This window comes from Bacillus xiamenensis (genome assembly GCF_001857925.1).
Classification (GTDB): Bacteria; Bacillota; Bacilli; order Bacillales; family Bacillaceae; genus Bacillus; species Bacillus xiamenensis.
The window spans coordinates 692,323-716,866 of sequence record NZ_CP017786.1; the positions used below are offsets into that span (position 1 = coordinate 692,323).

General features: G+C 41.9%; 23 protein-coding genes. 5 read left to right on the plus strand and 18 right to left on the minus strand.

The genetic code is table 11. The features are described 5' to 3' along the window. Window positions 1–61 precede the first annotated feature (61 nt). Complete coding sequence (locus BK049_RS03455) at window positions 62–1,486, minus strand: SpoVR family protein (protein ID WP_412096212.1); 1,425 nt, start codon at window positions 1,484–1,486, stop codon at window positions 62–64. Window positions 1,487–1,553: 67 nt separating this feature from the next. Then, window positions 1,554–2,753, minus strand: a complete 1,200-nt coding sequence (locus tag BK049_RS03460; RefSeq protein ID WP_071167844.1) for a globin domain-containing protein — start codon at window positions 2,751–2,753, stop codon at window positions 1,554–1,556. A gap of 184 nt (window positions 2,754–2,937) precedes the next feature. On the opposite strand from BK049_RS03460, the gene BK049_RS03465 reads away from it, so the two are divergent. Both BK049_RS03465 and BK049_RS03470 read left to right on the plus strand, forming a co-directional pair. Continuing rightward, window positions 2,938–3,369, plus strand: a complete 432-nt coding sequence (locus tag BK049_RS03465; protein ID WP_008359887.1) for an Rrf2 family transcriptional regulator — start codon at window positions 2,938–2,940, stop codon at window positions 3,367–3,369. Between the two features lie 160 nt (window positions 3,370–3,529). Beyond that, entirely contained in the window at window positions 3,530–5,005 is a 1,476-nt protein-coding gene (locus BK049_RS03470) for a catalase (protein ID WP_008359888.1), read from the plus strand. Window positions 5,006–5,050: 45 nt separating this feature from the next. Here the strand turns inward: BK049_RS03470 and BK049_RS03475 are convergent, their stop codons facing one another. After that, window positions 5,051–5,371, minus strand: coding sequence for a YqzG/YhdC family protein (locus BK049_RS03475; protein WP_008359890.1), 321 nt, complete (start codon window positions 5,369–5,371; stop codon window positions 5,051–5,053). A 192-nt stretch (window positions 5,372–5,563) separates the two neighbouring features. Here BK049_RS03475 and BK049_RS03480 point away from each other — a divergent pair, with 192 nt between their 5' ends. Then, window positions 5,564–5,812, plus strand: a complete 249-nt coding sequence (locus tag BK049_RS03480; protein WP_008359893.1) for a YhdB family protein — start codon at window positions 5,564–5,566, stop codon at window positions 5,810–5,812. Between the two features lie 69 nt (window positions 5,813–5,881). On the opposite strand, the gene BK049_RS03485 is transcribed toward BK049_RS03480, so the two are convergent. The 11 genes from BK049_RS03485 to BK049_RS03535 all read right to left on the minus strand — a co-directional run bounded on the left by BK049_RS03485 (window position 5,882) and on the right by BK049_RS03535 (window position 19,426). Continuing rightward, window positions 5,882–6,532, minus strand: a complete 651-nt coding sequence (locus BK049_RS03485) for a response regulator (protein ID WP_071167845.1) — start codon at window positions 6,530–6,532, stop codon at window positions 5,882–5,884. Then, window positions 6,529–7,674, minus strand: coding sequence for a GAF domain-containing sensor histidine kinase (locus BK049_RS03490; protein WP_008359898.1), 1,146 nt, complete (start codon window positions 7,672–7,674; stop codon window positions 6,529–6,531). Before BK049_RS03490 ends, BK049_RS03485 begins: the two co-directional genes overlap by 4 nt. 155 nt (window positions 7,675–7,829) lie before the next feature. Next, window positions 7,830–9,575, minus strand: a complete 1,746-nt coding sequence (locus tag BK049_RS03495) for a phospho-sugar mutase (RefSeq protein ID WP_071167846.1) — start codon at window positions 9,573–9,575, stop codon at window positions 7,830–7,832. Window positions 9,576–9,733: 158 nt separating this feature from the next. Next, window positions 9,734–11,395: a glycerol-3-phosphate dehydrogenase gene (gene glpD, locus BK049_RS03500; protein ID WP_008361506.1), complete on the minus strand. Its 1,662-nt coding sequence runs from the start codon at window positions 11,393–11,395 to the stop codon at window positions 9,734–9,736. Window positions 11,396–11,534: 139 nt separating this feature from the next. Further along, window positions 11,535–13,031: a glycerol kinase GlpK gene (gene glpK / locus BK049_RS03505; RefSeq protein ID WP_008361508.1), complete on the minus strand. Its 1,497-nt coding sequence runs from the start codon at window positions 13,029–13,031 to the stop codon at window positions 11,535–11,537. Window positions 13,032–13,046: 15 nt separating this feature from the next. Next, window positions 13,047–13,862 (minus strand): MIP/aquaporin family protein, encoded by an 816-nt coding sequence (locus BK049_RS03510; RefSeq protein ID WP_008361510.1) that lies wholly within the window; start codon window positions 13,860–13,862, stop codon window positions 13,047–13,049. Window positions 13,863–14,078: 216 nt separating this feature from the next. Beyond that, a complete protein-coding gene (locus BK049_RS03515; RefSeq protein WP_008361512.1) occupies window positions 14,079–14,636 on the minus strand; it encodes a glycerol-3-phosphate responsive antiterminator in 558 nt (185 codons plus the stop codon). 151 nt (window positions 14,637–14,787) lie between these two features. Then, on the minus strand, window positions 14,788–16,128 hold the full coding sequence (locus tag BK049_RS03520) for an aspartate aminotransferase family protein (protein ID WP_071167847.1): 1,341 nt from the start codon (window positions 16,126–16,128) through the stop codon (window positions 14,788–14,790). A 253-nt stretch (window positions 16,129–16,381) separates the two neighbouring features. After that, window positions 16,382–17,974, minus strand: coding sequence for a PucR family transcriptional regulator (locus BK049_RS03525; protein ID WP_008361515.1), 1,593 nt, complete (start codon window positions 17,972–17,974; stop codon window positions 16,382–16,384). A gap of 30 nt (window positions 17,975–18,004) precedes the next feature. After that, on the minus strand, window positions 18,005–18,922 hold the full coding sequence (locus BK049_RS03530; RefSeq protein WP_008361518.1) for an AEC family transporter: 918 nt from the start codon (window positions 18,920–18,922) through the stop codon (window positions 18,005–18,007). 87 nt (window positions 18,923–19,009) lie between these two features. Continuing rightward, window positions 19,010–19,426, minus strand: coding sequence for a VOC family protein (locus BK049_RS03535; protein ID WP_071167848.1), 417 nt, complete (start codon window positions 19,424–19,426; stop codon window positions 19,010–19,012). A 165-nt stretch (window positions 19,427–19,591) separates the two neighbouring features. Here BK049_RS03535 and BK049_RS03540 point away from each other — a divergent pair, with 165 nt between their 5' ends. Continuing rightward, on the plus strand, window positions 19,592–20,008 hold the full coding sequence (locus BK049_RS03540) for a hypothetical protein (RefSeq protein ID WP_008361521.1): 417 nt from the start codon (window positions 19,592–19,594) through the stop codon (window positions 20,006–20,008). 46 nt (window positions 20,009–20,054) lie between these two features. Here the strand turns inward: BK049_RS03540 and BK049_RS03545 are convergent, their stop codons facing one another. The 3 genes from BK049_RS03545 to BK049_RS03555 form a co-directional block, all read right to left on the minus strand. Beyond that, on the minus strand, window positions 20,055–21,593 hold the full coding sequence (locus tag BK049_RS03545) for a bifunctional GNAT family N-acetyltransferase/carbon-nitrogen hydrolase family protein (RefSeq protein ID WP_008361523.1): 1,539 nt from the start codon (window positions 21,591–21,593) through the stop codon (window positions 20,055–20,057). A gap of 15 nt (window positions 21,594–21,608) precedes the next feature. Beyond that, on the minus strand, window positions 21,609–22,274 hold the full coding sequence (locus BK049_RS03550; protein WP_071167849.1) for an HAD family hydrolase: 666 nt from the start codon (window positions 22,272–22,274) through the stop codon (window positions 21,609–21,611). 306 nt (window positions 22,275–22,580) lie between these two features. Continuing rightward, entirely contained in the window at window positions 22,581–22,922 is a 342-nt protein-coding gene (locus BK049_RS03555) for a DUF5365 family protein (protein WP_008361526.1), read from the minus strand. Between the two features lie 109 nt (window positions 22,923–23,031). Here BK049_RS03555 and BK049_RS03560 point away from each other — a divergent pair, with 109 nt between their 5' ends. Beyond that, window positions 23,032–23,934 (plus strand): RluA family pseudouridine synthase, encoded by a 903-nt coding sequence (locus BK049_RS03560; protein WP_071167850.1) that lies wholly within the window; start codon window positions 23,032–23,034, stop codon window positions 23,932–23,934. 31 nt (window positions 23,935–23,965) lie between these two features. Here BK049_RS03560 and BK049_RS03565 read toward each other — a convergent pair whose 3' ends face one another. Beyond that, window positions 23,966–24,535, minus strand: a complete 570-nt coding sequence (locus BK049_RS03565) for a class D sortase (protein ID WP_071167851.1) — start codon at window positions 24,533–24,535, stop codon at window positions 23,966–23,968. Window positions 24,536–24,544: the final 9 nt, after the last annotated feature.

The window sequence follows — 24,544 nt, forward strand, 5'->3', positions numbered from 1 at the left end:
AAATGCGAGGGTTTGTCTACACACTGAGATGTCCGTTTTAGGACATCTTTTCTAATGATCTTTAAACTAAATATTTCCTATGAACCCCTTTTCCATCGTATGAAAACATCACTTCTTTACCTTCAAGAACTGACTCGATGTGTACACTTCTCCCCCATAGCTGATACAAATAGGGGAGTACTTTTTCTAAGTATTTCAGATCGAGCTCAATGCCTTCGTACCAATGCTTGATGTAGAGTTCATTGTTTTTTAAATAGTCGCCGTCTATTACTGTCAAATACGGAAATCCGCCATTGACCCTCATACTGACCAGCTGATCACGAACTGCCTTCCATTCTTTATCAATGACTTTATAGTCTCTTCCCTGCTTTTGAAACAAATACAAGTCTTCCCGCATCACAAGGTCTTTCGTTAAATAGTTTCGAATAAAGGAAATGTCTGATTCAATTTCCCGCACTTCAAACATTTTGCTGCGGCCGGACCCTTTTGTCACCCCTGCTTTTTTTAATTCCTCGCATGGGTGATCATAGCGCTCTTCGATATCTTCAAAAATCTTCAGCCCTAAATAGTAAGGATTGATCCCCGTCTTAGACGGCTGTACCACGCCTGCATTTAATTTGGCAAATTCAATTGATTCACTTGAATCTAAATCAAGCTCACGCATAATCCGCTGGTGCCAATACGATGCCCAGCCTTCATTCATGATCTTCGTTTCTAGCTGCGGCCAAAAATAAAGCATTTCCTCTCTCAGCATGGTCAGCACATCTCGCTGCCACGGCTCCAGCTCCCGGGAGTGTGCCTCAATAAAGAGCAAAATATCTTTTTCTGGCTTTGGCGGGAATTGCTTGACAATTTTCTTTTTCTCACGCGTCTTAGGCTCATCCATTCCCCACAAATCATCATACGGCGTTTGACGTTTTGAATGGTCTTCTTCATATTCTTCTTCATCGTCAATATTCCAGCTTAATTTTGAACGAACAAGAGACGGATCAATATGCTCCTGCAAGGCCAATACGGCATCTAAAAACGATTCGACTTCTTTTGTTCCATGAACATGCTCATACTCTTTAATTCGCTCTGCCGCCGCTGCCATGCTTTCGACCATATCTCGTTTTGTGTTTTGGAAACGGCAATTATTTTTGAAGAAATCACAGTGCGCCAGGACATGAGCCACAATTAATTTATTTTGAACAAGCGTATTGTTATCAAGTAGAAAGGCGTAGCAAGGGTTTGAATTAATCACCAGCTCATAAATTTTGCTTAATCCTAAATCATAATGAAGCTTCATTTTATGAAATTGCTTGCCAAAGCTCCAGTGGCTAAATCGTGTTGGCATCCCATATGCACCAAACGTATAAATAATTTCCGCGGGACAGATTTCATACCTCATCGGATAAAAATCTAGACCAAATCCTTCTGCAATTTCTGTAATTTCATCAATGGCTCTTTGTAAAAGACGCTTTTCAGATACGCTCAAGGAAACCATCCCTCCTCATCGGACTTATCCCTACTATATGAGCGTATCTAAAAAAACATGATGTTCAGCCGTTGGTTTACACGACTTCTATCTCTTTCATGGATTGCCCGCCGAATGCTTCGAAATGAATATTTTGTTCCGGAATTCCTATCGCTTTTAGGATATAGATCATCTCTTGTGTAAAGGCCGGGGAACCGCAAAGGTAAAATTGTCCTTCCCCTTCTCCAATCACTGATTGAAGGAATGAACGGTCAATACGGGAAGCCACCTTCTCCACCAGCTCACCCTTTCCTGACGCTTCAAACTGCTCGTTACATAGGATGATACGTCCATGAGGGGATAAAGCTAGAACACGTTCAAATTCTTTTTCAAAAGCGGTCACGTCCTCTATTCGATCTGCATGAATCATCGTAAATGGCAGATTTTGATGAGCGGCTGTTTTTACTAAACCAATCATTGGTGTAACACCAGACCCAGCACTGATCAAATAAACGGGCTGTTTGATGTCCCCTTGTAAGCAGAACATTCCCTGCGGCATACTCACTTGAAGAATATCCCCTTCTTCCATGTCATCATGGAGGAATGTGGATACATGGCCGTCTCGTTTCACTGTGATGCGGTAGTAAGATGGGTGATATTGATCTGATAAGCTGTACTGTCTGCTGCATACATAGGCTTCACCCGGCATATCTGCTTGCACCGTAATATATTGACCTGTTTCATAAATTGGCAGTTCAGATTCATCTTCTGGTACTAAATAAAAGGAAGTGAGTGACGGAGATTCTTGTTTCTTTTTCTTAATCACAAACGGTTTGACATCTGCCCATCCGCCTTTTTGTTTTAAATTTTCCTCCATCATTTCTGCTTCAATGGTGATAAATATATTCGCAATGATGTCATAGGCAGCCTTCCAAGCGGCTAACGTTTCGTCTTCTTCTGTTAATCCAAATACCTCTTTCATGGCTTCAATAAGATGGTATCCAACGATGGGGTACTGCTCTTTTTTCACCATGACACTGACGTGCTTATGGGCAATTTGTTTGACAGCAGGAAGCAATTCTTCTAATCGTTCAATGTACAGTGCAGCTTGATATAAGGTTGCCGCAAGCGCCTCTGGCTGACTTCCATTCATGAGGTTCGTTTTATTAAACTGATTGAGAAGCTCTGGGTGCTGTCTGATCATATTTTGATAAAAAACTGTCACAAGTTTTGTTCCCTCGGCTTTTAGTAGAGGGGCTGATTGTTTAATGGCATTCATTTGATCTGAAGATAACATTGTCATTCCTTCTTTCAAAAAGATGTATTTTAAATACATCTTTATCGTAATAGATGACAGGCTATAAAAGCAATATTTATAATACATGTTTTAAATGTTGTCACATTTAACACTTTCTCGAACAGTTTTTGTCTAAAATGTGTTACGATGATACAAAACTCTATTAGGTTTAGAGGTCGTCAAAATGAAACTTACAAATTATACAGATTTCTCATTGAGGGTACTCATTTATTTAGCGTCGAGAGACAACAATGAACTGTCAAATATTCAGCAGATTGCCGATATTTATGGCATTTCAAAAAATCACCTGACGAAGGTGATTTACCATCTTGGAAAACGCGGTTATGTGGAAACGATTCGCGGAAGAAATGGTGGGATTAGACTGGGGAAAAGCCCAGAAAGCATTAACATTGGTGAGGTTGTCCGCTATACAGAGGATGATTTAGTCATGGTTGAATGCTTTGATTCAAAGAAAAACAGCTGTATTATCTCCCCGATTTGCTCATTAAAGCACGTACTTCATGAAGCACTCACTGCTTATTTACGCGTTCTAGATCAATACACATTAAAAGATTTAACACAAAACAAAGATGCTCTCAGAGAGCTTCTGCTCTAAGGCGAAAGAATTCATTTCTTTCGTCTTTTTCTTTACCTCCTTGTAATAATAATTTATTTAAAATTATTATAAATAAATATTGACTATCATGTTTTATTCAATATAATTAGGGTATATAGATTGCTAGAACCCATTTTTTTGTTTACAGGAGGAGAAAAGAATGACAAATTCAAATCATAAACATTTGACGACAAATCAGGGCGTGCCTGTTGGCGACAATCAAAACTCAAGAACAGCCGGCCACCGCGGACCTTCCTTTCTTGACGATTACCATTTGATTGAAAAACTTGCGCATTTTGACCGTGAACGTATCCCAGAGCGTGTCGTTCATGCAAGAGGCGCCGGCGCTTATGGTGTGTTTGAAGTAGAAAATAGCATGGAAAAGCATACAAGAGCAGCCTTCTTAAGTGAAGAAGGGAAACAAACTGACGTTTTTGTTCGTTTCTCAACGGTTATTCATCCTAAAGGTTCACCTGAAACATTACGTGATCCACGCGGCTTCGCTGTTAAATTTTATACAGAAGAAGGCAACTACGATTTAGTCGGCAACAACCTGCCTGTCTTCTTTATTCGTGATGCACTCAAATTCCCTGATATGGTTCACTCTCTTAAGCCAGATCCTGTAACCAATATTCAAGATCCTGACCGTTATTGGGATTTTATGACATTAACACCTGAATCGACTCACATGCTCACATGGCTCTTCTCTGACGAAGGTATTCCTGCGAACTACGCTGAAATGCGTGGTTCTGGTGTTCATACGTTTAGATGGGTAAACAAATACGGAGAAACAAAATATGTGAAATACCACTGGAGACCATCAGAAGGCATTCGCAATTTATCAATGGAAGAAGCTGCAGAAATTCAAGCAAACGACTTCCAGCATGCGACAAGAGATTTGTATGATCGTATTGAAAAAGGAAATTATCCAGCATGGGATCTTTACGTTCAGCTTATGCCGCTCAGTGATTATGATGAACTTGATTATGATCCATGTGATCCTACGAAGACGTGGAGCGAGGAAGATTATCCGCTGCAAAAAGTGGGACGTATGACACTGAACCGTAATCCAGAAAACTTCTTTGCTGAAACAGAACAGTCTGCTTTTACACCAAGTGCACTAGTTCCAGGAATTGAAGCATCTGAAGATAAACTGCTTCAAGGTCGTCTGTTCTCATACCCTGACACGCAGCGTCATCGTCTTGGTGCGAACTACTTGCGTATTCCAGTCAACTGCCCTTATGCGCCTGTACACAATAACCAGCAGGATGGCTTTATGACAACAACTCGTCCAAGCGGACATATTAACTATGAACCAAACCGTTATGACGATCAGCCAAAAGAGAACCCTCACTATAAAGAAAGTGAGCCTGTTCTTCACGGTGATCGTATGGTGAGACAAAAAATTGAAAAACCGAACGATTTCAAACAAGCGGGGGAAAAATATCGAAGCTACTCTGAAGAAGAGAAACAAGCATTGATTAAAAACCTGACAGCTGATTTGAAAGACGTAAATGAAAAAACGAAATTACTTGCAATTTGCAACTTCTATCGTGCAGATGAAGATTACGGACAGCGTTTAGCGGATTCACTCGGAGTGGATATTCGCTCTTATCTTCAAGGAAACATGAAGTAAAACATCTCATGATCAGCACCTCTTTTGGTAAGAGGTGCTATTATTTTATAATCGAAACACGTTAATACTAATCAAATGACCGGTCTCCGGGTGAAAATAAATTTCTGCGTGGGCGGCAAAAAGTGTTGAGCCTTCCTTTACGGTGACGCGAAACACATCTTTTGTTTGTTCATCATTCACTTGTGTGCGTCCAATGTAATGATAATCGTTTAAAGAGGCACCTTCATATTCATCTTGCAAGGCAGTATAAGCAAGCCTTTCCCAATTGTCTGCGGGATATGCGGCTGCTTTTGATGCTGGATGCACCATGAGACTGCCGAATAAAATCATTCCTGCTGCAATAAGCATCCACCATTTCGGCTGCATGATATCATTGATCTCACTTTCATGTAGATTTCCCCTTAGGTTTTGCTGTTCAATCTTTTTTCATACATGAAGCATTTATTCAGCCTATAATTCCCGGTCCCCTTTTTATGCGGACACCAACTTTTCCCCTGAAAATGTCGATATGATCCGAGCAAACTAATGAAGACTTCTCAAGGGAAAGGAGAAGGTTTAATGAATGTGGCGGATTATGATAAAGCACTTTATTATACGCATCGCTCGCAATGGGATAATTTACTTATTCTTATGGTACGTACACAAGATGACTTGCTCTCGAAACGTATTGAGCATTTCTTACACGCGTATCAATTTAACCGAAACGATGCAGCTGTTGAAAAATGTTTATATGGGCTCCTCCAGTATATTGACCACGCTTCAGAGGCGGCCGTTTCTGAAGCATATGCAGAACCGATGTACACATAAAGAAAAAGGCTAAAATGATCTTTATTTTAGCCTTTTTCTTCTTTTGGCGCCCGTGACTGCATGTTTTTGTTAAAGCAGCTCTTTCGGCTGATTTTTTTGATAATCCACTGCATAAAGAGCGGCCTGGGTTCGATCTGCCAGCTCTAGCTTGGATAAAACATGAGATACGTGCGTTTTAACTGTTTTTTCAGAAATAAACAGCGAGGAGGCGATTTCTTTGTTGCTTTTGCCCTTTGCGATTTCAAATAGGACATCCCGCTCTCTATTGGTCAGCTCGTTCATCAGTGCCCATTTCTGCTCTTTTGGCTCTGTCAGATGATGCACAAGAAAGGTTGTAATATAACCGTCTAATTGATACGTGCCATTTTGTACTTCAATCATTGTCGTGAGCAGCTTTTCTGGCGCTACATCCTTTAGCTGATAGGCTTTCGCTCCGGCTTGAATTGCTGGAATGACATAATCTTTATCCGCATAGCTTGTCAGAATCACAATACGTGTCTCCGGCCTATCGATCATCATTTGTTTTGTTGCCTCAATACCGTTCATCACAGGCATTGAGAGATCCATTAAAACAATGTCAGGCTGCGTTTGTTGGACAATCTTTAATGCCTCTACTCCATTAGATGCCTCGCCTACGATGTCCACATCAGGCTGTGTTTGCAAGAAGAACACCAGCCCTTTTCTCACAATATGATGATCATCTGCAATGACGACTCTCATGACGATCCCTTCCTTTCTTGAGAAAATGGCACTTTTACATGAATTGTGGTTCCATTGCCAAGCTCAGAATCAATACAAAATGTACCACCTGCTCGATGGATGCGATCAGCCATTCCTTTCAGCCCAAATGAAGGAAGGCTCATTTGTTCGTCATACCGAAATCCTTTTCCATGGTCAATTATTTTCATATCGAACGTGTCTGCCGATTGTTCAAGTTTAACCTCTACTTCCTCTACTCCCGCATGTTTTTGACAATTATTCAGTGCTTCTTGACATACGCGAAACAAAGTCTCATGGCATGAATGATCCATTTCCAAACAGCCGGATAAAGATAATGTGCAGCTTAGCCCTAAAAGCTGTGCATACTCTTCAATTGCTGTCGTAAACCCTTTTTCAAGTCCTCTTGGTCTTAACTGCCATATGAGTGACCGCATTTCAATGAGGGCATCTTGTGATAAATGCTGAATAAAATCAATCATTTCCCCTAAATTCTGATCGCTTGTCATTTGACGGGCTGCCTTTGCAGTAAGACTCACAGAAAACAGCATTTGATTGACCGAATCATGTAAATCCTGTGCAAGACGGTTTCTTTCTTCAAGGAGTGCATGCTGCTGCTCATTTTGAACAAGCTTCATCCGCTGAATCGCCGTACCAATTTGAAGCGCAATACTTTCAAGTAAATTCAGCTCTTCTTGTGTAAATGTGACTTTACCTTTTGCCGCCACATTTAATAAACCAAAGGTGCGCTTACATGCCTTGAGTGGAACGGTTGCATGATGCGTAATTCCTTCCGTATCCCCAAGCTTTTGTTCAATTGCCGTTTCAATCCGTTTACAGTTAATGATATTGGTGGCTGATTGCAGTGATCCCTTCGTATATCGATTGATGCAATAACAATCATTTTGGCACAACAATTTCTTTCGATCCTTTGCCAGTGCTTGAGGTAAGGATACATGTGCCATCAGCTCATATGAGCCGTCTTCTTCTATAAAATAAATCCATGCTGTCTGAAAGCCTGTGACATCCATGAGCATCTGAAGGACTTCATGAAGTGTTTCTTTCATTTCCATGCCTTCATTGAGCTTTTCAGCAATTTCTTTTAATGTCTTTAAGGTTTGAACCTTCTCTTGGTATTCTCCCATCCTGTTTACCCCCGGCATTTGCTGCCTTCTCTTATCATTACGTTGATTATACCATGAGCACCTTCTTCGCTCTTTCTCAAAAAGGATGATTTCTTCTCATCCTTTTGGCTGAGAAAAACGCCATCATGTATGACACGATGGCGTTGTTTCTTTCTTTATTTAGCTGTTTCTTCCACAATATCATAAACGACTTTCATCACTTCTTCTGATAGATGCTTTAGCTTTTCTTCGCTGTCTGTTAAAGATGAGCCTTTAACGGCGATATAAAATTTCACTTTTGGCTCAGTACCAGAAGGTCTTATGCAGAACCAAGAGCCATCTTCAAGGAAATATTTTAGGACATTTGATGCCGGCAGATGAATGGTTTCTTCTTTCTTTTCAGCCACAAGGTGTCTTTGACTTGATTGATAATCCTCAATAACAGTTATGCGCTGACCTGCAATAGCAGCTGGCGGATTGGTTCTAAAGGTATGAAGGATGGCCGAAATCTGCTCCGCTCCTTCTTTCCCTTTTAAGGTTAATGACTTTAACCCTTCTCTGTAAAATCCGAATTCCTTAAAAATATCAACGAGGGCATCGTATAATGACTTGCCTTGTTTCTTATAAAAAGCAGCAACTTCAACGGCTAATAGCGCCGCTTGGACCGCATCTTTATCTCGTGCAAAATCACCGATCAAATAGCCGTAGCTTTCTTCATAGCCGAATTGAAACGTGTACTCTCCGGTTTCTTCAAATTGCTTGATTTTTTCACCAATAAATTTAAAGCCAGTGAGCGTATCAATCGTGTCTGCTCCAAATGCCGATGCCACAGCACGCCCAAGCTCACTTGTCACAATGGTTTTCATCACAACCGGACGAGGAGGCAGCTGACCTAGCTTTTTCTTTTCAGACAATAAATAATGAAGCAGCAGCGCTCCTGTTTGGTTGCCTGTTAAAACAGTAAATTCTCCCTCATGATCTCTAACAGCGATGCCTAATCGGTCTGCATCTGGATCTGTTGCAATCAGGAGATCGGCATTTTGCTTTTCGCCAAGCTTGATAGCGTATTCAAATGCTGCATGCTCCTCTGGATTTGGAGACGTAACCGTCGAGAATTGTGGATCTGGCTTTTCCTGTTCAGGCACAACGATCACATGCTGATACCCAAGAGCCTGAAGCCCGTTTCGGACAGGTTTATTCGCTGTCCCATGAAGCGGGGTAAACACCACTTTGATATCCACTTCATTTGCAAGCTCAGGGTGCACACTGATGGTTTTTAATTTTTGGATATACGCTTGATCAATTTCTTTTCCGATCATGCGGATCAGCCCATTTTGCTTCAATGTTTCTTCTGATTCTACTGATATCGCTAGTTCATTTTCAATGGCATCTACTTCTTTAATGACTTGATCTGCTTCAAATGGGGGCATCTGGCCGCCATCTTCTCCATATACTTTATAGCCATTATATTCTGGCGGGTTATGACTTGCTGTCACGACAATACCCGCAAAGGCATTCAGCTCCCGTACTGCAAAAGAGAGTTCTGGTGTCGGACGCAGTTCATCAAATACGTACGTTTGAATGCCGTTTGAAGCAAGCGTTTTGGCTGCTTCCATCGCAAATTCAGGGGATTTATGGCGTGAATCATATGCAATCGCGACGCCTCTTTTTTTTGCATCCTCTCCATGTTTTGCAATATACGCCGCAAGACCAGCTGATGCTTTTCGAACGGTGTAGACGTTCATTCGATTCGTTCCAGCACCAATCTCTCCGCGCATTCCTCCAGTTCCGAACTCCAGGTTTTTGTAGAAACAGTCTTCAAGCGCTTTTTGATCATCCTGATGCGCCTCCAGCCATTCCCTTAATTCAGTATCCAGGTGTTTTTCATTGATCCATCGCTCATAATTCGCATTCCAACTCATAGCCTTCCTCCCAGCTCTTATCATCAATAAGATAATATCTACTGTTATTTTATATGGAACTATCCTTCATGTCATGTTATATCATTGACATATGAAAAAATGATGAACAAAGAGTAAAAAACAATAAAAAAAAGCCGATACACGATCGGCTTTTTCTCTTATTCAGCATCAAGCGGAACGACTGCTTCATGGAATAGTTGCTCTAATTCTGTTTGATGTTTTTGTTTCGTCGCATCATCCCAGCCAAAACGATCAGCCATATAGTCAACGACAGGCTGTGCATACGTTTTTGCCCAATTGATATTAAATAATAGGCTGCCTGTTCTTCTTAAGAAGAAATCAACCGGTGTCACGGCAAGTTCTTCCTCAATCGCATAGACAAGCTCAGCCAGTACATACGCTGGAATATTTCGTTTGTCTGCTTCACCTTGAAGCTGCTCTACACGCTTGAAGACACTGCTGACGTTTGAGCCGTATTTTTTGGCTAGTTTTTCAGCAATCGGTTCTGTCAAACCAATAGAAGCTCCTTCTGATGTTTTCGCTTGTACAAAGGCTGCCATATTTTTAGAACCGCCGACATGTCCGCCTGAAATTGGCAGATGCTTCGTTTTACATGGCCCGTAATCTTTTCCCGTTTCTTCTTTGAGTCCATCACGTACGAGGTCTACAATGTGCTCGGCCATTTTACGGTAGCCTGTTAATTTACCACCAGCAATCGTAATTAAGCCTGAAGGTGATGTCCATACCTCATCCTTACGAGAAATTTCTGAAGGATCTTTGCCTTCTTCATGAATAAGCGGACGAAGACCAGCCCAGTTGGATTCAACATCTTTTTCTGAAATGTTTAGATCAGGGAACATGTACTGGATCGCTTTGATGACGTAATCACGATCTGCTTTTGTCATACGCGGATGTTCCAGTTCTTTTTTGTACACTGTATCCGTTGTTCCAACATACGTTTTTCCTTCTCTTGGAATCGCAAAGACCATACGTTTATCAGGTGTGTCAAAGTAGATCGCCTGTTTTAATGGGAAAACAGATTGGTCAAATACTAGGTGGATTCCTTTTGTATGCTGTAAATGTTTCCCCTCTTTTGAGTGGTCCTTCTCTCTTAGCTGATCTACCCATGGACCTGTCGCATTGACAATTTTCTTCGCATATACATCGTATGTTTTCTGAGTCATGACATCTTCAATGACTACGCCGACAACCTTGCCTTTATCGTAAATAAATTCTTTGACTTTCGCATAGTTGACAGCTTCCGCACCGAATTTCACAGCCTCTTTCATCACTTCAATTGTAAGGCGAGCATCATCTGTACGATATTCAACATAGTAGCCGCCGCCTTTTAAGCCGTCCTTTTTCACAAGCGGTTCTTTGGCAAGTGTTTCTTTGACACTTAGCATGCTTCTGCGTTCGCTATGCTTGACTCCTGCTAAAAAGTCATACACTCTTAGACCAATTGATGTTGAGAACTTACCAAATGTACCGCCTTTATGCATCGGAAGAAGCATCCATTCGGGTGTTGTCACATGTGGCCCATTTTCATATACAATGGCACGCTCTTTCCCGACCTCTGCCACCATTTTCACTTCAAATTGTTTTAAATAACGAAGTCCACCGTGCACAAGTTTTGTTGAGCGGCTAGACGTACCAGCTGCGAAGTCCTGCATTTCCGCAAGACCAACGCGCATTCCGCGTGAAGCCGCATCAAGTGCTGTACCAGCGCCTGTAATACCCCCGCCAATGATAAACACATCGTATGGTTTTTTTGTCATTTCCTGAAGCATTTGTTCTCTTTCTAAGCTAGAAAAAGTCATCTCTTGTTCCTCCCATGTTGTACGGTAAAGAAAAAGAGACCGCAAACACCCAAAGCGTATTTCTACACTTCGGTGCTTGCGGTCTCTCCAGTTCTCCAACCGTTCTATTAACTTACTTGAAGTATACCATACTTTTTGTTTATTTGAAAGCTTGAGCTGCTTTTACAGCCTTTTTCCACCCGCTGTATAACGAGTTGCGGCTGTCCTCTTCCATTTTAGGCTCAAAGCGCTTGTCAAGGTTCCATTGGTTTGCAATGTCTGAACGGTCGTTCCAGAAGCCAACTGCTATTCCCGCAAGATAGGCCGCACCGAGTGCCGTCGTTTCATTAATTTCTGGACGTTCTACTGGTACATCCAGTAAATCACTTTGGAAGCCCATTAAGAAGTCATTCTTCACAGCTCCGCCATCGACACGCAATGTTTTTAATGAGATGTTTGAATCCTTTTCCATCGCATCTAATACATCTTTCGTTTGATAAGCAAGTGATTCTAATGTTGCACGGACAAAGTGCTCTTTGGAAGTACCGCGTGTTAAACCGAATACAGCGCCTCTGACATCACTGTCCCAATATGGTGTGCCTAGACCAACGAATGCTGGAACGACATAGACGCCGTCTGTTGATTCTACGCGCTTTGCATAAGCTTCGCTGTCTTTCGAGTCTTTAAACATTCTAAGTCCATCACGTAGCCACTGGATAGCTGAACCAGCAACGAAAATACTTCCTTCTAAAGCATATTCAACTTTGCCGTCAATGCCCCATGCAATCGTCGTTAATAATCCATGATCCGACTTAATTGCTTTTTCCCCTGTATTCATCAACATGAAACATCCTGTACCATATGTGTTCTTTGCCATTCCTGCTTCAAAGCAAGCCTGACCGAATAGCGCAGACTGCTGGTCTCCCGCCGCTCCTGCAATCGGGATATTTTTACCGAAGAAATGATAGTCGGTCGTTTCACCATAAATGTGTGATGATGGTTTGACCTCTGGCAGCATGGAAGCAGGCACGCCTAAAATATCAAGTAATTCTTCATCCCATTTCAGATCGTAAATATTGAACATGAGTGTTCTTGACGCATTCGAATAATCTGTCACGTGTGATTTACCGCCAGTCATTTTCCAAATGAGCCATGTATCGATTGTGCCAAATAGTAAGTCGCCATTTTCCGCTTTCTCACGTGCACCTTCTACATTGTCTAAAATCCATTTCACTTTTGTACCTGAGAAATAGGCATCGATGAGAAGACCTGTTTTATTTCTGAACGTCTCATTATGTCCTTGTGCTTTCAGTTCTTCACAAATGCCAGATGTTTGTCTAGACTGCCAAACAATTGCATGATAAACAGGTGCGCCTGTATGTTTATCCCAAACAACAGCTGTTTCCCGCTGGTTCGTAATCCCAATACCTGCGATTTGATCTGCTTCGATTCCTGATTCAATTAAAGCAGTTGAAATAACAGATAGAACAGAGCTCCAAATTTCATTTGCGTTGTGTTCTACCCAGCCTGGGTTCGGAAAATATTGATTGAATTCCTTCTGTGCTGTATGTGCAATTTTGCCCTCTTGATCAAATAAAATCGCTCTTGAGCTTGTTGTCCCTTGATCTAATGCGAGAATATATTTTTCTTTTGCCATGGTGTTTTCCTCCCCTTACATACTTTCATTTACAGTATTTGTTTGGTTTTTCGTAGAGACATAGAGTCCTAACAATACCACAACTAAAATAACGCTTACAATCCAAAAAGCTGGCGTGACGTTTGCTTTAAAGGCTGCATTGTAGAAAACACCGCCAAACGCTCCACCTAAAATTGGACCAACAACAGGCACCCAAGCATATTTCCAATTAGATGGCCCTTTACCTGGAATCGGCAATATTGCATGTGCAATTCTCGGACCTAAATCACGTGCAGGGTTGATTGCATAACCAGTTGTTCCACCTAACGAAAGACCAATCGCCACAATTAAGAAACCAACAATCAGCGGGTTGACCCCGTCTGCAAATTTATTTGCACCGATCGCCAAGATTCCTACTACCAATACAAATGTGCCAATCACTTCACTTAGTACGTTCGCAAAAGTATGCGGAATCGCTGGACCAGTTGAAAATACGCCTAGCTTTGCACCTGGATCGTCTGTTGCTTTCCAGTGCGGTAAGTAATGTAAAAAGACAATAATAGCTCCGAGTAATGCGCCAAGCATTTGACCGGTAATATACATTGGAACATCAGCCCAAGGAAAACTTCCTTCTAAAGCAAGACCAATTGTGAGCGCCGGGTTTAGATGTGCGCCGCTAATTCCACCAGTTGCATATGCTGCAATAGCCACCGCAAATCCCCAACCGAAAGCGATTACAATCCAGCCAGACTGATATGCAAGCGATTTCTTTAAACTGACGGCCGCACATACACCGCCTCCAAAAATAATCAGTAGCATTGTACCTACGACTTCACCCCAAAATGGTGTCATGAAAAATTCCTCCTCTGGTTCAGTTGCCATCCCCTATAAATGTGTAGAAAAGATAAAGAAAAAAAGATCCACAACAAACAGACTTTACATCAGGGTCATTTGTCACCTAGTAAAGCGTTGTTGTGGATCTCCATTTCTCCATCACATATTATTAACTTAGTGCTATAGTATCAGAGGATGAAAACGTTGTCAATCAAATTTCACATTTTATCTTTTTCACTTTTGGAACGCTTTCCAAAGCGCTGTATTCGATGTCGTCACAGCTGTCGCTCCTGCTGCAAGCGCCCTTTCTACATCTTCTTTTGTTCGGATAAACCCTCCTGCAAATATTGGTATTCCAGCTCTTTCGCGCACTTCTGTAATCAAATCTGGCACGACACCCGGCAATACTTCAATAAAATCCGGACGATGTTTCCCAACAAACTCCATGCTTTTTTCCATCGCACTTGTATCAAGTAAAAACATTCGCTGTATGGCATATACCTTTTTCTGCTTGGCTTTTACTATGACAGAAGACCTAGTAGAAATAATGCCTGCCGGTTTCATTTCCTGACAAATAAACTCCGTTCCATACTCATCATGTTTGATACCATGAATTAAATCGACATGGACAAACATTTTTTTATGATGTGCGTTTGCCTCATTCATGATGCCCTTCAGCCGGCCTAAGTGAACATCAAGTAAGACGCCATATGTAAAGGGACTTTTTAAAAATTCCTCAAATTGCTTTATATTACGAACAGCAGGTAGAATGGGTTGATCATGAAAACTCATATGCCGTCTCCTTCTAAAGTGTATTGGTTTAGCCTTCTCCTTACAGTAATAGAATCTCATGTTTTTTTCAATACACCTAGTGTGTCCATTGCCCATTCAACCTAGCTGCCTCTACTTACCTGCACATAAAAAAAGCAGAGGATTCTCTCTGCTATAGCTGTGCCATGCTTTCTTTTAAAGTATGAATAATAAATGAGGCATCTTCATCTGTGATATTGAGCGGCGGTGCAATCTGTGCAACGTTATTATAACCAGCCACCGTATCGCCATTTTTTCCGATGATCAACCCGCGTTTTTTACATTCTGCAATGAATTGACCGACAACACTTGGATCAGCTGGCTTTTTGGACTGCTGATCCTGAACAAGCTCGATCCCAAACAGCAAGCCTTTTCCTCTGACATCACCGACAAACGGATGCTTTTTTAACTCCTGCAAGCGATCGAGCATGTCTCGGCCAAGTGTATCTGACCGCTCCACTAATTGCTCGTTTTCCATAATGTCCAGGTTGGCAAGTGCAACCGCACAGGAAGCAGGGTGACCCCCAAATGTATTCACATGACGCAGCCGGTCATACGTATCTTCTCCTGCATACGCTTCATAGATTTCTCGTTTCACGCACGTTGCAGAAAGCGGTAAATAACCGCTTGTGATCCCTTTTGCCATGGTGATGATATCTGGCTTTACTTCCTCATGCATAAAACCAAACCGCTTTCCAGTTCGGCCAAAGCCGCAGATGACTTCATCCACAATGAGGAGTGCCCCATGATCTTCACAGATTTCTTGAACCTTCTTCAAATATCCTTTTGGCGGCATTAAGATACCGCCTCCCGTAATGATCGGCTCCATAATGACCCCGGCAATGGTCTCGCTTAATTCCCACGTCATCGCTTGATCAATTGCATCAGCACTTGCCAAGCTCTCTTGGTCCTCAGGATGCCGATACATATCAGGGGGTGCGACATGGATGAAGCCCTGTCCTAATGGTTCATATTTATATTTACGCTGCGCTTGACCCGTTGCGGCGAGAGCGGCTGCTGTATTGCCGTGATACGATCGATATCGGGAAATGAATTTCGTGCGTGTACTCTCTCCCTTTTGCGCATGATATTGTTTGGCAATCTTAAATGCAGCTTCATTCGCCTCAGAGCCGCTGTTAGAAAAGAAGATCACATAGTCTCCGCCAAGCCATTCATTGAGCTTCTCAGCCAGCTGAATGGCTGGTACATGGCTTTGTGTCAGCGGATAGTAAGGCATCGTATTTAATTGCTGATATGCCGCTTCTGCAAGCTCTTTTCGGCCATATCCAGCATTCACACACCATAGGCCTGACATTCCGTCTAAATATCGATTCCCGTGAATATCTGTCACCCATGCGCCTTCTGCCTCATGAATGACCATACTTTCATTTTCCTTGTTTGTTCCTTTCATATGATGCCAAATCAACTGATCATCTTTCGCCTGAAGATCTTGAGCCTGCTCATGTGTTTTCATCTTCCCACGCCCCCATGTATCCGTTTTCATCATTAAAGAAACTTCGACCGGTCCAGCATATGGCCTCTCCATTCATTATATGGATGAAAAGTGAGGCATATGAAACTGAAACAAGACCGCCCGTTAGAGCGAACCAATCGTTGCTTTTATTATAAAAAAGGGGCAAGGCACATTACATTAGACAGATCGTCAACTGATTGAAAAGAACCATAAGACACTCTACTTGATACGTTGGCAAATCTAACATGCGCAGTTAATGGCGGTTCCCTTGCAAAAATTCATAAGCAAGGATTGCAAATTCAAGCGCTTGGCGTTTTGGTGATTGCATCATATCCTCACCAAGCAGCGCATGCAGCTTATCAAGTCTGTGATAAAGTGTCTGCCTGACAATATAGAGCTGGCTTGCGGTTTCTTTTTTAGAACCATTTGTCTGTAAAAAGATATTCAGCGTCTGAAAGAGCCTTCCGCTATTTTGTTTATCATATAAAATCACCGGCTCTAAATACTCTTTCACCATACTTTCTAATAGTCCGCTCTCTTTCATAACAGGCATGAGCCGAAGCATGTGTAAATCTTGATAAAATGGGCTTTCTACCCGCTGCGGCATCACTTTCTTTAAATGCAGCACTTCTTTCGCTGATTGAAAGCTTTTTCTCATGTGCTGAAACTGCTCACAATACTGCCCGATTCCAAAATTGATGACTGTGCCATGAGGCTGCTCCCGATCATATAATTGCTTGATTTCATTTGCTGCTTTCTCTGCACGCTCTTTCCAGTCTTCAATCTTTCTTGTATTCAATAAAATAAATAAGGTTTGTCCCTGATGCTCATACACGATCAAATGGAAACCAGCACGCTGAAAAATGGAGCGGCAAGAGACGAGAAAATAAAGGTTTCCTGCTATGTCTTCCAGCTGATGATTCTTTTGAAAAAGCATGACCACACAGCCGGTCGTTTTTTTTAATCCTTCCGTATCCTCAAGGTGTTCTAAAATATCTCTTTCTGTATGCTCTTCATGAAACCATTGCTGCAGCCATTCGTTCTCTTTTGTCTTCTTCAGCTCTTCTGTATAAAGCTCCCTTAATGTTTGCTGGGCAAGGGCATTCGCTCCCTTATCAAGCACAAGCAGTTCAAATTCTGAAAGCGTGTTCGATTGATGAATAAGCACAAGGTCTGCAAAAGTTTGTTTAAGTGCCAAGACTTGCTTTTGAGTCACTTCGTATCCTTTTGGCAAGGAAGCATGTGCTAAATAATTCATGACAAGCTCTTCTGTTTGTTTGGAAGAATCACATAAAATAATGGGCTCGCCTTGAACAGGTATGAGTAAAAGAATTCCTCTCACATGCTGATACACTTGATCCAAAATATCCATCTGTGGATGAGGCTTCAGTAAAAGCTCATTCAGTCTTGATGATAATGCTTCTAAATCCGCCATCATTTGATACTGACGCTCGATCATCATCGTATGAAGGTGCTGCGTGATGTTGACGAATTTCACTTCTTTTGTAAACAGAATAAGCGGAAAATCTCGTTCTTCTGCATAAGCAATCAGTTCTTCAGGCACATCCAATCGTAGCGGTACAAATTCAATACACAGGCCGGCTGCACCTGAATCAATCAGCTGGCTTAAAAAATCTTGAAACACATCCAATTGATCCTGAAAGCCTGCGGCCGTCGTTAGGATGAGCTCTCCCCCATTTAACAAATCCTCTACAGCAGGCACTTCTAACACATGAACCCATTTCACCTGACGAAACAGTCCCTTTTCCCCTGCTAATACCTTCGCATGTGTAAAATACTTCGTTTTTAACACATCACTTACTTGGAAATGAACATCTACATTCATTCATATATCCCCCTTTTTGTGTGTCGTCCCCTATCCCAGAGGGTGCATGGATAAAATCCATAATAAAACAGGTAAAGTAACGATACTTAATATGGTACTAAGAAACGTCGTGCTTGAGACAAACTCAGGCTTCGTTCGAAACTGTACAGCCATCAGCGTAGTATTCGCTGCTGTCGGCATGGCTGCAACTAAGATCATAATTTGTTTCACCAAATCATCTACCGGTAAAATAAGCGTAAAGCCGAATGCGATCAGTGGTGAAATAAATAACTTTAGCAGCACAGCATAGGAAATATTGCGATAATCCACTTGTTTAAAAGAAATCACTGCAAGCTGCATGCCTAAAATGAGCATAATTGTCGGTATCGCTGCATCCCCAACAAGCTGAACACCCGTCATAAGCTCTTTAGGTAATGAAAGGTCAATGAGCTGAAATAATAGGCCGAGGAGCGCCCCATATGCAACCGGCATACGCAGCACCTTTTTCAACACGACCTTTAGATCTCCCGCATCCTCTCCGCCTTTTGCTGCATAATACATGCCGATTGTACTCATGACAAGCTGCTGGAGAACCATCAAAACGATGGCAATATCTAAACCAGCTGCTCCAAAGACAAGAAGGACAACGGGCGTGCCGTAATTCCCATTATTCATAAATGCTGATGACAAAATCATGGCACAATACGTTTCATTCGAATATCCGTAAATACGAGATAAAATGAAGACACATAAAACAAGGGAAAGACAGAGCCCTATGACAAATATAGATAAGTACACATAGTCCATCGATACTTTATTTTGATAAAAGGTTTCAAACGCAAGAAATGGTGACATTAAATATAAAGACATTGATGAGAGCGTATGTATATCAAAACCAATTGCCTTTTGCCCAATATATCCTATGAGGAAAATGCCGAACACTGGCATTAAGACAAGTAAAAACTCCATGCTGCACCTACTTTTCTCTAGATGAATTCCTTATTTTTTTGCTTTCTTATTATCATACCACTGATAAACAATAAAAAAGAAGCACCCTTATGAAAGGCCGCTTCTCTCCGCATCCATATAAAACACTTCCCACAAATGACCATCAAGATCCTGAAAGCTCCAGCCATACATGAAATCATGATCCTGTTTTTCCTTAAACGGCGATCCACCTGCTGCGATCGCCTGCTCCACCAGCTCATCTACCTCTTCCTTCGAATCAACCTGCAGCGAGATAATGACCTCTGATCCATGCCTAGCATCCACCAATTGCTTCTCTGAAATGGATTGAAAATGCTTGAGTGATAGCAACATGACGGTGATCGTATCATTTATCACCAAACAAGCGGCCTGATCATTCGTCAATCGCTGATCAAAGTCAAACCCTAGCTGCTCAAAAAAAGCCTTTGACTCCTTCACACCCTTGACCGGCAAATTAATATACAGATGTTTAGATTGTCGCCCCATATCCCTCTCCCTTTTTAAAACATGATGTCCTTTCAGTATATTCGTCTTTTGATTTGGCATCCCTTTGTCACAAGAAAAAATAAGCGCCAAGACTCATTACCTTATTTTAACAAAAATATATAATGAATCTCGAACATGATACTAAAAAACTAGGAGGTTTTCTTGATGAAAACAATCGCAAAATCTTTGATGCTCTCCACTACTGTCCTTTTATTCGCTTCACCGTTCACACAGACAGCTGATGCTGCCTTTATTCAAACTAAGCAGGTTACAGCACAGAGTGATTTTCAGCTTCCTTCAATCACAGACACAATTAAACAAAACATCAAACTTTCTTTAGACAAACAAGAAAAATGGTTACAAAAATTAGAAGTGCTTGCAGGACAAGAAAAACGTGAACAATTTGAACAGTTTTTCAATCAACATGTAGGGCCTGATTTAAAAAGTCTTTTAGAAGAACCTGATCTTACATGGAAACAAGTAGAAAAAACGATTGATCAATCTCTCATCAAATCAGGTGTTCCATTTTTAGCTGCCAAAAGCATTGCCCACTTTGCTACATCCGCATTAAAGAAAATGTAAATATAAAAGACAAGCGCCCTACATTACAGCGGGGCGCTTGTTTTGGTTATTTCTTATATTCAATATGATACACGTCTCTTCTTCGGTCCTTCAGCTGGCGAACCGTCCCATCTTGACGCTGCCTTCTTAATATTTCTAAGTCGACATCACCGACGACAACCATTTCTATATTCGGGTTGCACTCCCCTACAATGCCATCTCTTGCAAATTCAAAGTCAGATGGTGCAAAGATAGCAGATTGTGCATATTGGACATCCATATTTTCTGTTTGCGGAAGATTTCCAACAGTTCCTGAGATCACTGTGTAAATCTGATTTTCAACCGCTCTAGCCTGCGCACAGTAACGCACCCTTAAATAGCCTTGGCGGTCTTCTGTACAGAACGGAGTGAAAATAATTTTCGCTCCTTTATCAGCCGCAATCCGGGCCAGCTCAGGGAATTCAATATCGTAGCAAATTTGAATCGCAATTTTGCCGCAGTCGGTATCAAACACCCGGACTTGGTCACCACTTGAAATCCCCCACCATTTTCGTTCATTCGGCGTGATATGAAGCTTATATTGCTTTTCAATCGTTCCATCACGTCTAAATAAATAGGCGATATTGTAGATTTTCCCTTCCTCTTCAACGAAATGAGAACCTCCGATGATGTTAATGTTGTATTTTACAGAGAGATCTGTAAACAAATTAATGTAGTCCTCAGTATATTCCGTAATCCGCTGCACCGCTAGACTTGGGGATCTCTCCTCTAAATATGACATGAGCTGCGTCGTAAAAATTTCCGGGAAAACAGCAAAATCAGCTGACGCATCTGATGCAACATCCACGTAATACTCGACTTGATTCATAAATTCCTCAAAGGAATGAATTTGTTTCATCGCATATTGAATCACACAAATTCGAACCGGGAAAGCCGATTTATAATATCTTTTCGATTGCGGGCGATAATCGACATTGTTCCATTCCATCAACGTCGCATACGTGCTGGACGCTTTATCATCCGGCAAGTAATTCGGATTGATCCGCATGAGGCTAAATTCATTTAACAGCTGAAAAGATAAAACAGGATCATAAATTTGGTGCAGCATGACCTGCTCAACATATTGGCGGGGCGTCATTTCCTCTTGATATTTATGATAATTCGGGATACGTCCGCCAATAATGATGCTTTTTAAATTTAATCTTCTCGCTAAGTCTTTTCTTGCTTCATACAAACGATGACCAATTTTCATGCGGCGGTAATCAGGACTCACCATCACTTCAATTCCGTACATATTCATCCCATCTGGGTTATGGTTTGTGATGTACCCATCATCTGTAATGTCCTGCCAAGTATGCCGATCATCGTATTCATCAAAGTTAATTAATAAACTTGAACAAGAGCCAATGATTTCCCCCTCGAATTCCGCACAAAACTGCCCTTCTGGGAAATGTTCAAGATGGCTTTCAAGGTGCTCTCGTTTCCAAGGGTCCATGCCCGGAAAGCATACCTCTTGCAGTGCAATGATTCGATCAATATCTTCTTCCCTGATATTACGGATCACCATTCTTTTTTCAAACCGTGTTAAATCTAATTTTTCTGCCATGATGTTTTTGCCCCCTTACTGATCCTCTTTTTCAAGCTGATGGAATAGTTGGAGCAATTCGATTTCAGCCATTGATTCTAATCTGACATCATATTCTTCAAATTGCAGCGTGCTTGTCACTTTATTTGGGACGATCACACATTTCATGCCTGCTCGTTTGGCAGCGACTGCTCCATTCACAGAATCCTCAAATGCCACGCAATCTTTCGGATCTACACCTAAGCATTTGGCAGTTTGTAAATAAAGTTCTGGATTCGGTTTGACTTCTTCCACATCATCTGACGTGCGGATACATTCAAAATAATCAAAAAGCCCAATTTGCTTTAAGTGATCAGACACCCATTTATAGTCTGAGCTTGAGGCAAGTCCAATCTTAATCCCAAGCTCCTTTGCTGCCTCTAAATAAGCTTCTACACCAGGTCTTGCTGATTCATCCTTCATTCTCTTTTGAAAACGGGAACGCCGGTCCGCTGTAAGCGCCTCATGATCTAGTGTCTTCCCTACCTGCTGTTCCAAATATTCAAAGGGCTTAAAGCCTGCCTGCGTCCCAATGACCTTTCCCCATACCGAAAGAGGCAGCTCCGATTCATGCTCTGCAAACATTTCCTGCAGAACCTCATATTCATGTGTTTCTGTATCTAAAATTAATCCATCAAAATCAAATATAATCGCCTTTACCAACGAGGCCACTCCTTTTTTTACGAAAGTCTTAAATACGATACTCCATGCTATCATATCGTGAATAAAATTGACTTTCAAAGATGAATGTCTGCTAAAATGATTATGTATAAAAGGAGCCTGCATCGTTTGTCAGGCTCCTATCATGTTCGATTCATTCTGCAAGAGATCCAAGCGCTCCGATTCGTGGAGAATAAAGAATGTGAAAAAGAGCGGGTTTGGTATTACAGATCTTAAAGGTTTCTCCGTTCCCTTAAAAATAGTATGTGCGGCTACCTTGTAAGTTAACAAGGAAGTTCACACCAGCTTTTACGCATTTTGAAGGTGACGGCCTGCAAAATCATCTAAGTCAAACGGAAAAGAAAAGCCGCACGCATTGACTTGTTCACGGTTCAGCTCAAATAACTCACGATCTCGTTTGGTGATATGACGCTTTGGCTTTAACATAATGGTATGTAATAGCTGAAGACCTGATAAGATACGAAAAGCATCATCCATTGTCCCATTATAAACACCATCAATGAATGTAAGCGGGCGTTGTTTCTGCCGCTGTTCTCCATGTAAAGAATGGGGTAAAAGCTCTTCAACTTCCTTGGCAATTTCTTCAATTGCCTGCTCTTGAAGGTCTGTAGCAGCTTTCATTAATCTCACGTGACATCTACCTCTCTGTCGTTATTTCTCCATTCAGAATAGCACAGAAAAAAAGGCATTCGCCAAGGTAAGTGTTTCCTATATATACCCAAAGAGAGGACCAGATATCATGATCATAAAAGGACACACCCTTTCACTAAAAGTAGGTGAGCAGCATCAAGGCACTTCCTTAAGTCAATGTTTAAAAGACGAAGTGTCTGCCTCAAAGCCGATCATCCAGTTTTGGATGGAGCACCAAAAAGTGCGCCTGAATCAAAAGCCTGCACACCACGCAGCAAAAGTCAGTGAAGGCGATCAAATCATCATTGATTTATTTGAAACAGAAGAAAGCGATGTGACGCCAGAATACGGAGAATTAGAGGTGCTTTTTGAAGATGAGCATTTACTGATTGTACAAAAGCCAGTTGGCCGGCCAACACATCCGAATGAAAAAGGGCAGACGGGCACACTTGCCAACCTTGTCGCCTTCCATTTTCAAGCGAACGGGGAGGAAAAACGGGTCAGACATATTCACAGGCTTGATCAAGACACAAGCGGCACCGTCATTTTTGCCAAACACAGGTTAGCGCATGCTGTCCTTGATCAAATGCTTTCTAAAAAATTGATAAAAAGAACGTACATGGCCATCGCACAAGGGCTTTTTCAGAAAAAGAAAGGAACGATCAATGCGGCAATCGGGCGCGACAAGCACCATGCAGTCAGAAGGAGAATATCCCCGACTGGTCAAAGCGCATTGACTCATTTTGAGGTCATCAAACGCAATAAACGTTTACAGATGACAGCCGTCAAGCTGCAGTTAGAAACAGGAAGAACGCATCAAATTCGTGTTCATCTTAGCAGTGCCGGGCATCCTTTAGCTGGAGATACATTGTATGGCGGTATGTGTGAGCATATCAACAGATGCGCTCTGCATGCCCAGCAAGTAGACATGAAACATCCATTTACAGGCGAGCAGCTTACAATAGAAGCACCGCTTCCAGCTGATATGGCTGAACTAATGGACAACATGTAGAAAGTGCCTGCCCCATACGCAGGCTCTTTTTTCATGAAACAGATGCTCTTTTCGCATAAATAATGTATCGCTCTGGTGCATTACCGACGAAATGAAATGGATAGCATGTGGTTAGTACGAGCTCTTCTTTTTTATTCTGCAGAGTGATAATGGATGTATCATGCTGATCCACAATTTTCGTATGCGTGATTTCATACACATACTCCCCGTATGGCACTGTGATTTTCAGTTGATCTCCAATGTCCAGCTCACCTGTCCGGCGAAAGACCGTGTCCCGGTGCCCAGACAGAACAATTTGTCCATGTTGATCAGGATAATAACTGCCTTTATAATGCCCGACTCCTTTGGCAAGGTCGTCCGCATCCGTCCCTTCGACAATCGGCAGGTCCGCCTTTAATTTCGGAATGGTGAGAATGCCTGAGGCTTTTCCCATTTCAGGAGCAAACGTCTTCTTTGACATCCCTTGATCGGCCGCTACCACCTTCTTCGCTTCCTCTAATGATTGTGCTGTTTGAAGATGAGTAGAGGTGATTTGCCATATTCCCCAGCCGAGCAGCGCAATTCCCGCTGTCATTACAGTAACTGCAAGCCATTTTTTCATGCTTTAACT

Coding starts and splice junctions, on each gene's coding strand:
- BK049_RS03455 (WP_412096212.1), bottom strand. CDS start 1,486: ATGGTTTCCTTGAGCGTATCTGAAAAGCGTCTTTTACAAAGAGCCATT.
- BK049_RS03460 (WP_071167844.1), bottom strand. CDS start 2,753: ATGTTATCTTCAGATCAAATGAATGCCATTAAACAATCAGCCCCTCTA.
- BK049_RS03465 (WP_008359887.1), top strand. CDS start 2,938: ATGAAACTTACAAATTATACAGATTTCTCATTGAGGGTACTCATTTAT.
- BK049_RS03470 (WP_008359888.1), top strand. CDS start 3,530: ATGACAAATTCAAATCATAAACATTTGACGACAAATCAGGGCGTGCCT.
- BK049_RS03475 (WP_008359890.1), bottom strand. CDS start 5,371: ATGCAGCCGAAATGGTGGATGCTTATTGCAGCAGGAATGATTTTATTC.
- BK049_RS03480 (WP_008359893.1), top strand. CDS start 5,564: ATGAATGTGGCGGATTATGATAAAGCACTTTATTATACGCATCGCTCG.
- BK049_RS03485 (WP_071167845.1), bottom strand. CDS start 6,532: ATGAGAGTCGTCATTGCAGATGATCATCATATTGTGAGAAAAGGGCTG.
- BK049_RS03490 (WP_008359898.1), bottom strand. CDS start 7,674: ATGGGAGAATACCAAGAGAAGGTTCAAACCTTAAAGACATTAAAAGAA.
- BK049_RS03495 (WP_071167846.1), bottom strand. CDS start 9,575: ATGAGTTGGAATGCGAATTATGAGCGATGGATCAATGAAAAACACCTG.
- glpD (WP_008361506.1), bottom strand. CDS start 11,395: ATGACTTTTTCTAGCTTAGAAAGAGAACAAATGCTTCAGGAAATGACA.
- glpK (WP_008361508.1), bottom strand. CDS start 13,031: ATGGCAAAAGAAAAATATATTCTCGCATTAGATCAAGGGACAACAAGC.
- BK049_RS03510 (WP_008361510.1), bottom strand. CDS start 13,862: ATGACACCATTTTGGGGTGAAGTCGTAGGTACAATGCTACTGATTATT.
- BK049_RS03515 (WP_008361512.1), bottom strand. CDS start 14,636: ATGAGTTTTCATGATCAACCCATTCTACCTGCTGTTCGTAATATAAAG.
- BK049_RS03520 (WP_071167847.1), bottom strand. CDS start 16,128: ATGAAAACACATGAGCAGGCTCAAGATCTTCAGGCGAAAGATGATCAG.
- BK049_RS03525 (WP_008361515.1), bottom strand. CDS start 17,974: ATGAATGTAGATGTTCATTTCCAAGTAAGTGATGTGTTAAAAACGAAG.
- BK049_RS03530 (WP_008361518.1), bottom strand. CDS start 18,922: ATGGAGTTTTTACTTGTCTTAATGCCAGTGTTCGGCATTTTCCTCATA.
- BK049_RS03535 (WP_071167848.1), bottom strand. CDS start 19,426: ATGGGGCGACAATCTAAACATCTGTATATTAATTTGCCGGTCAAGGGT.
- BK049_RS03540 (WP_008361521.1), top strand. CDS start 19,592: ATGAAAACAATCGCAAAATCTTTGATGCTCTCCACTACTGTCCTTTTA.
- BK049_RS03545 (WP_008361523.1), bottom strand. CDS start 21,593: ATGGCAGAAAAATTAGATTTAACACGGTTTGAAAAAAGAATGGTGATC.
- BK049_RS03560 (WP_071167850.1), top strand. CDS start 23,032: ATGATCATAAAAGGACACACCCTTTCACTAAAAGTAGGTGAGCAGCAT.
- BK049_RS03565 (WP_071167851.1), bottom strand. CDS start 24,535: ATGAAAAAATGGCTTGCAGTTACTGTAATGACAGCGGGAATTGCGCTG.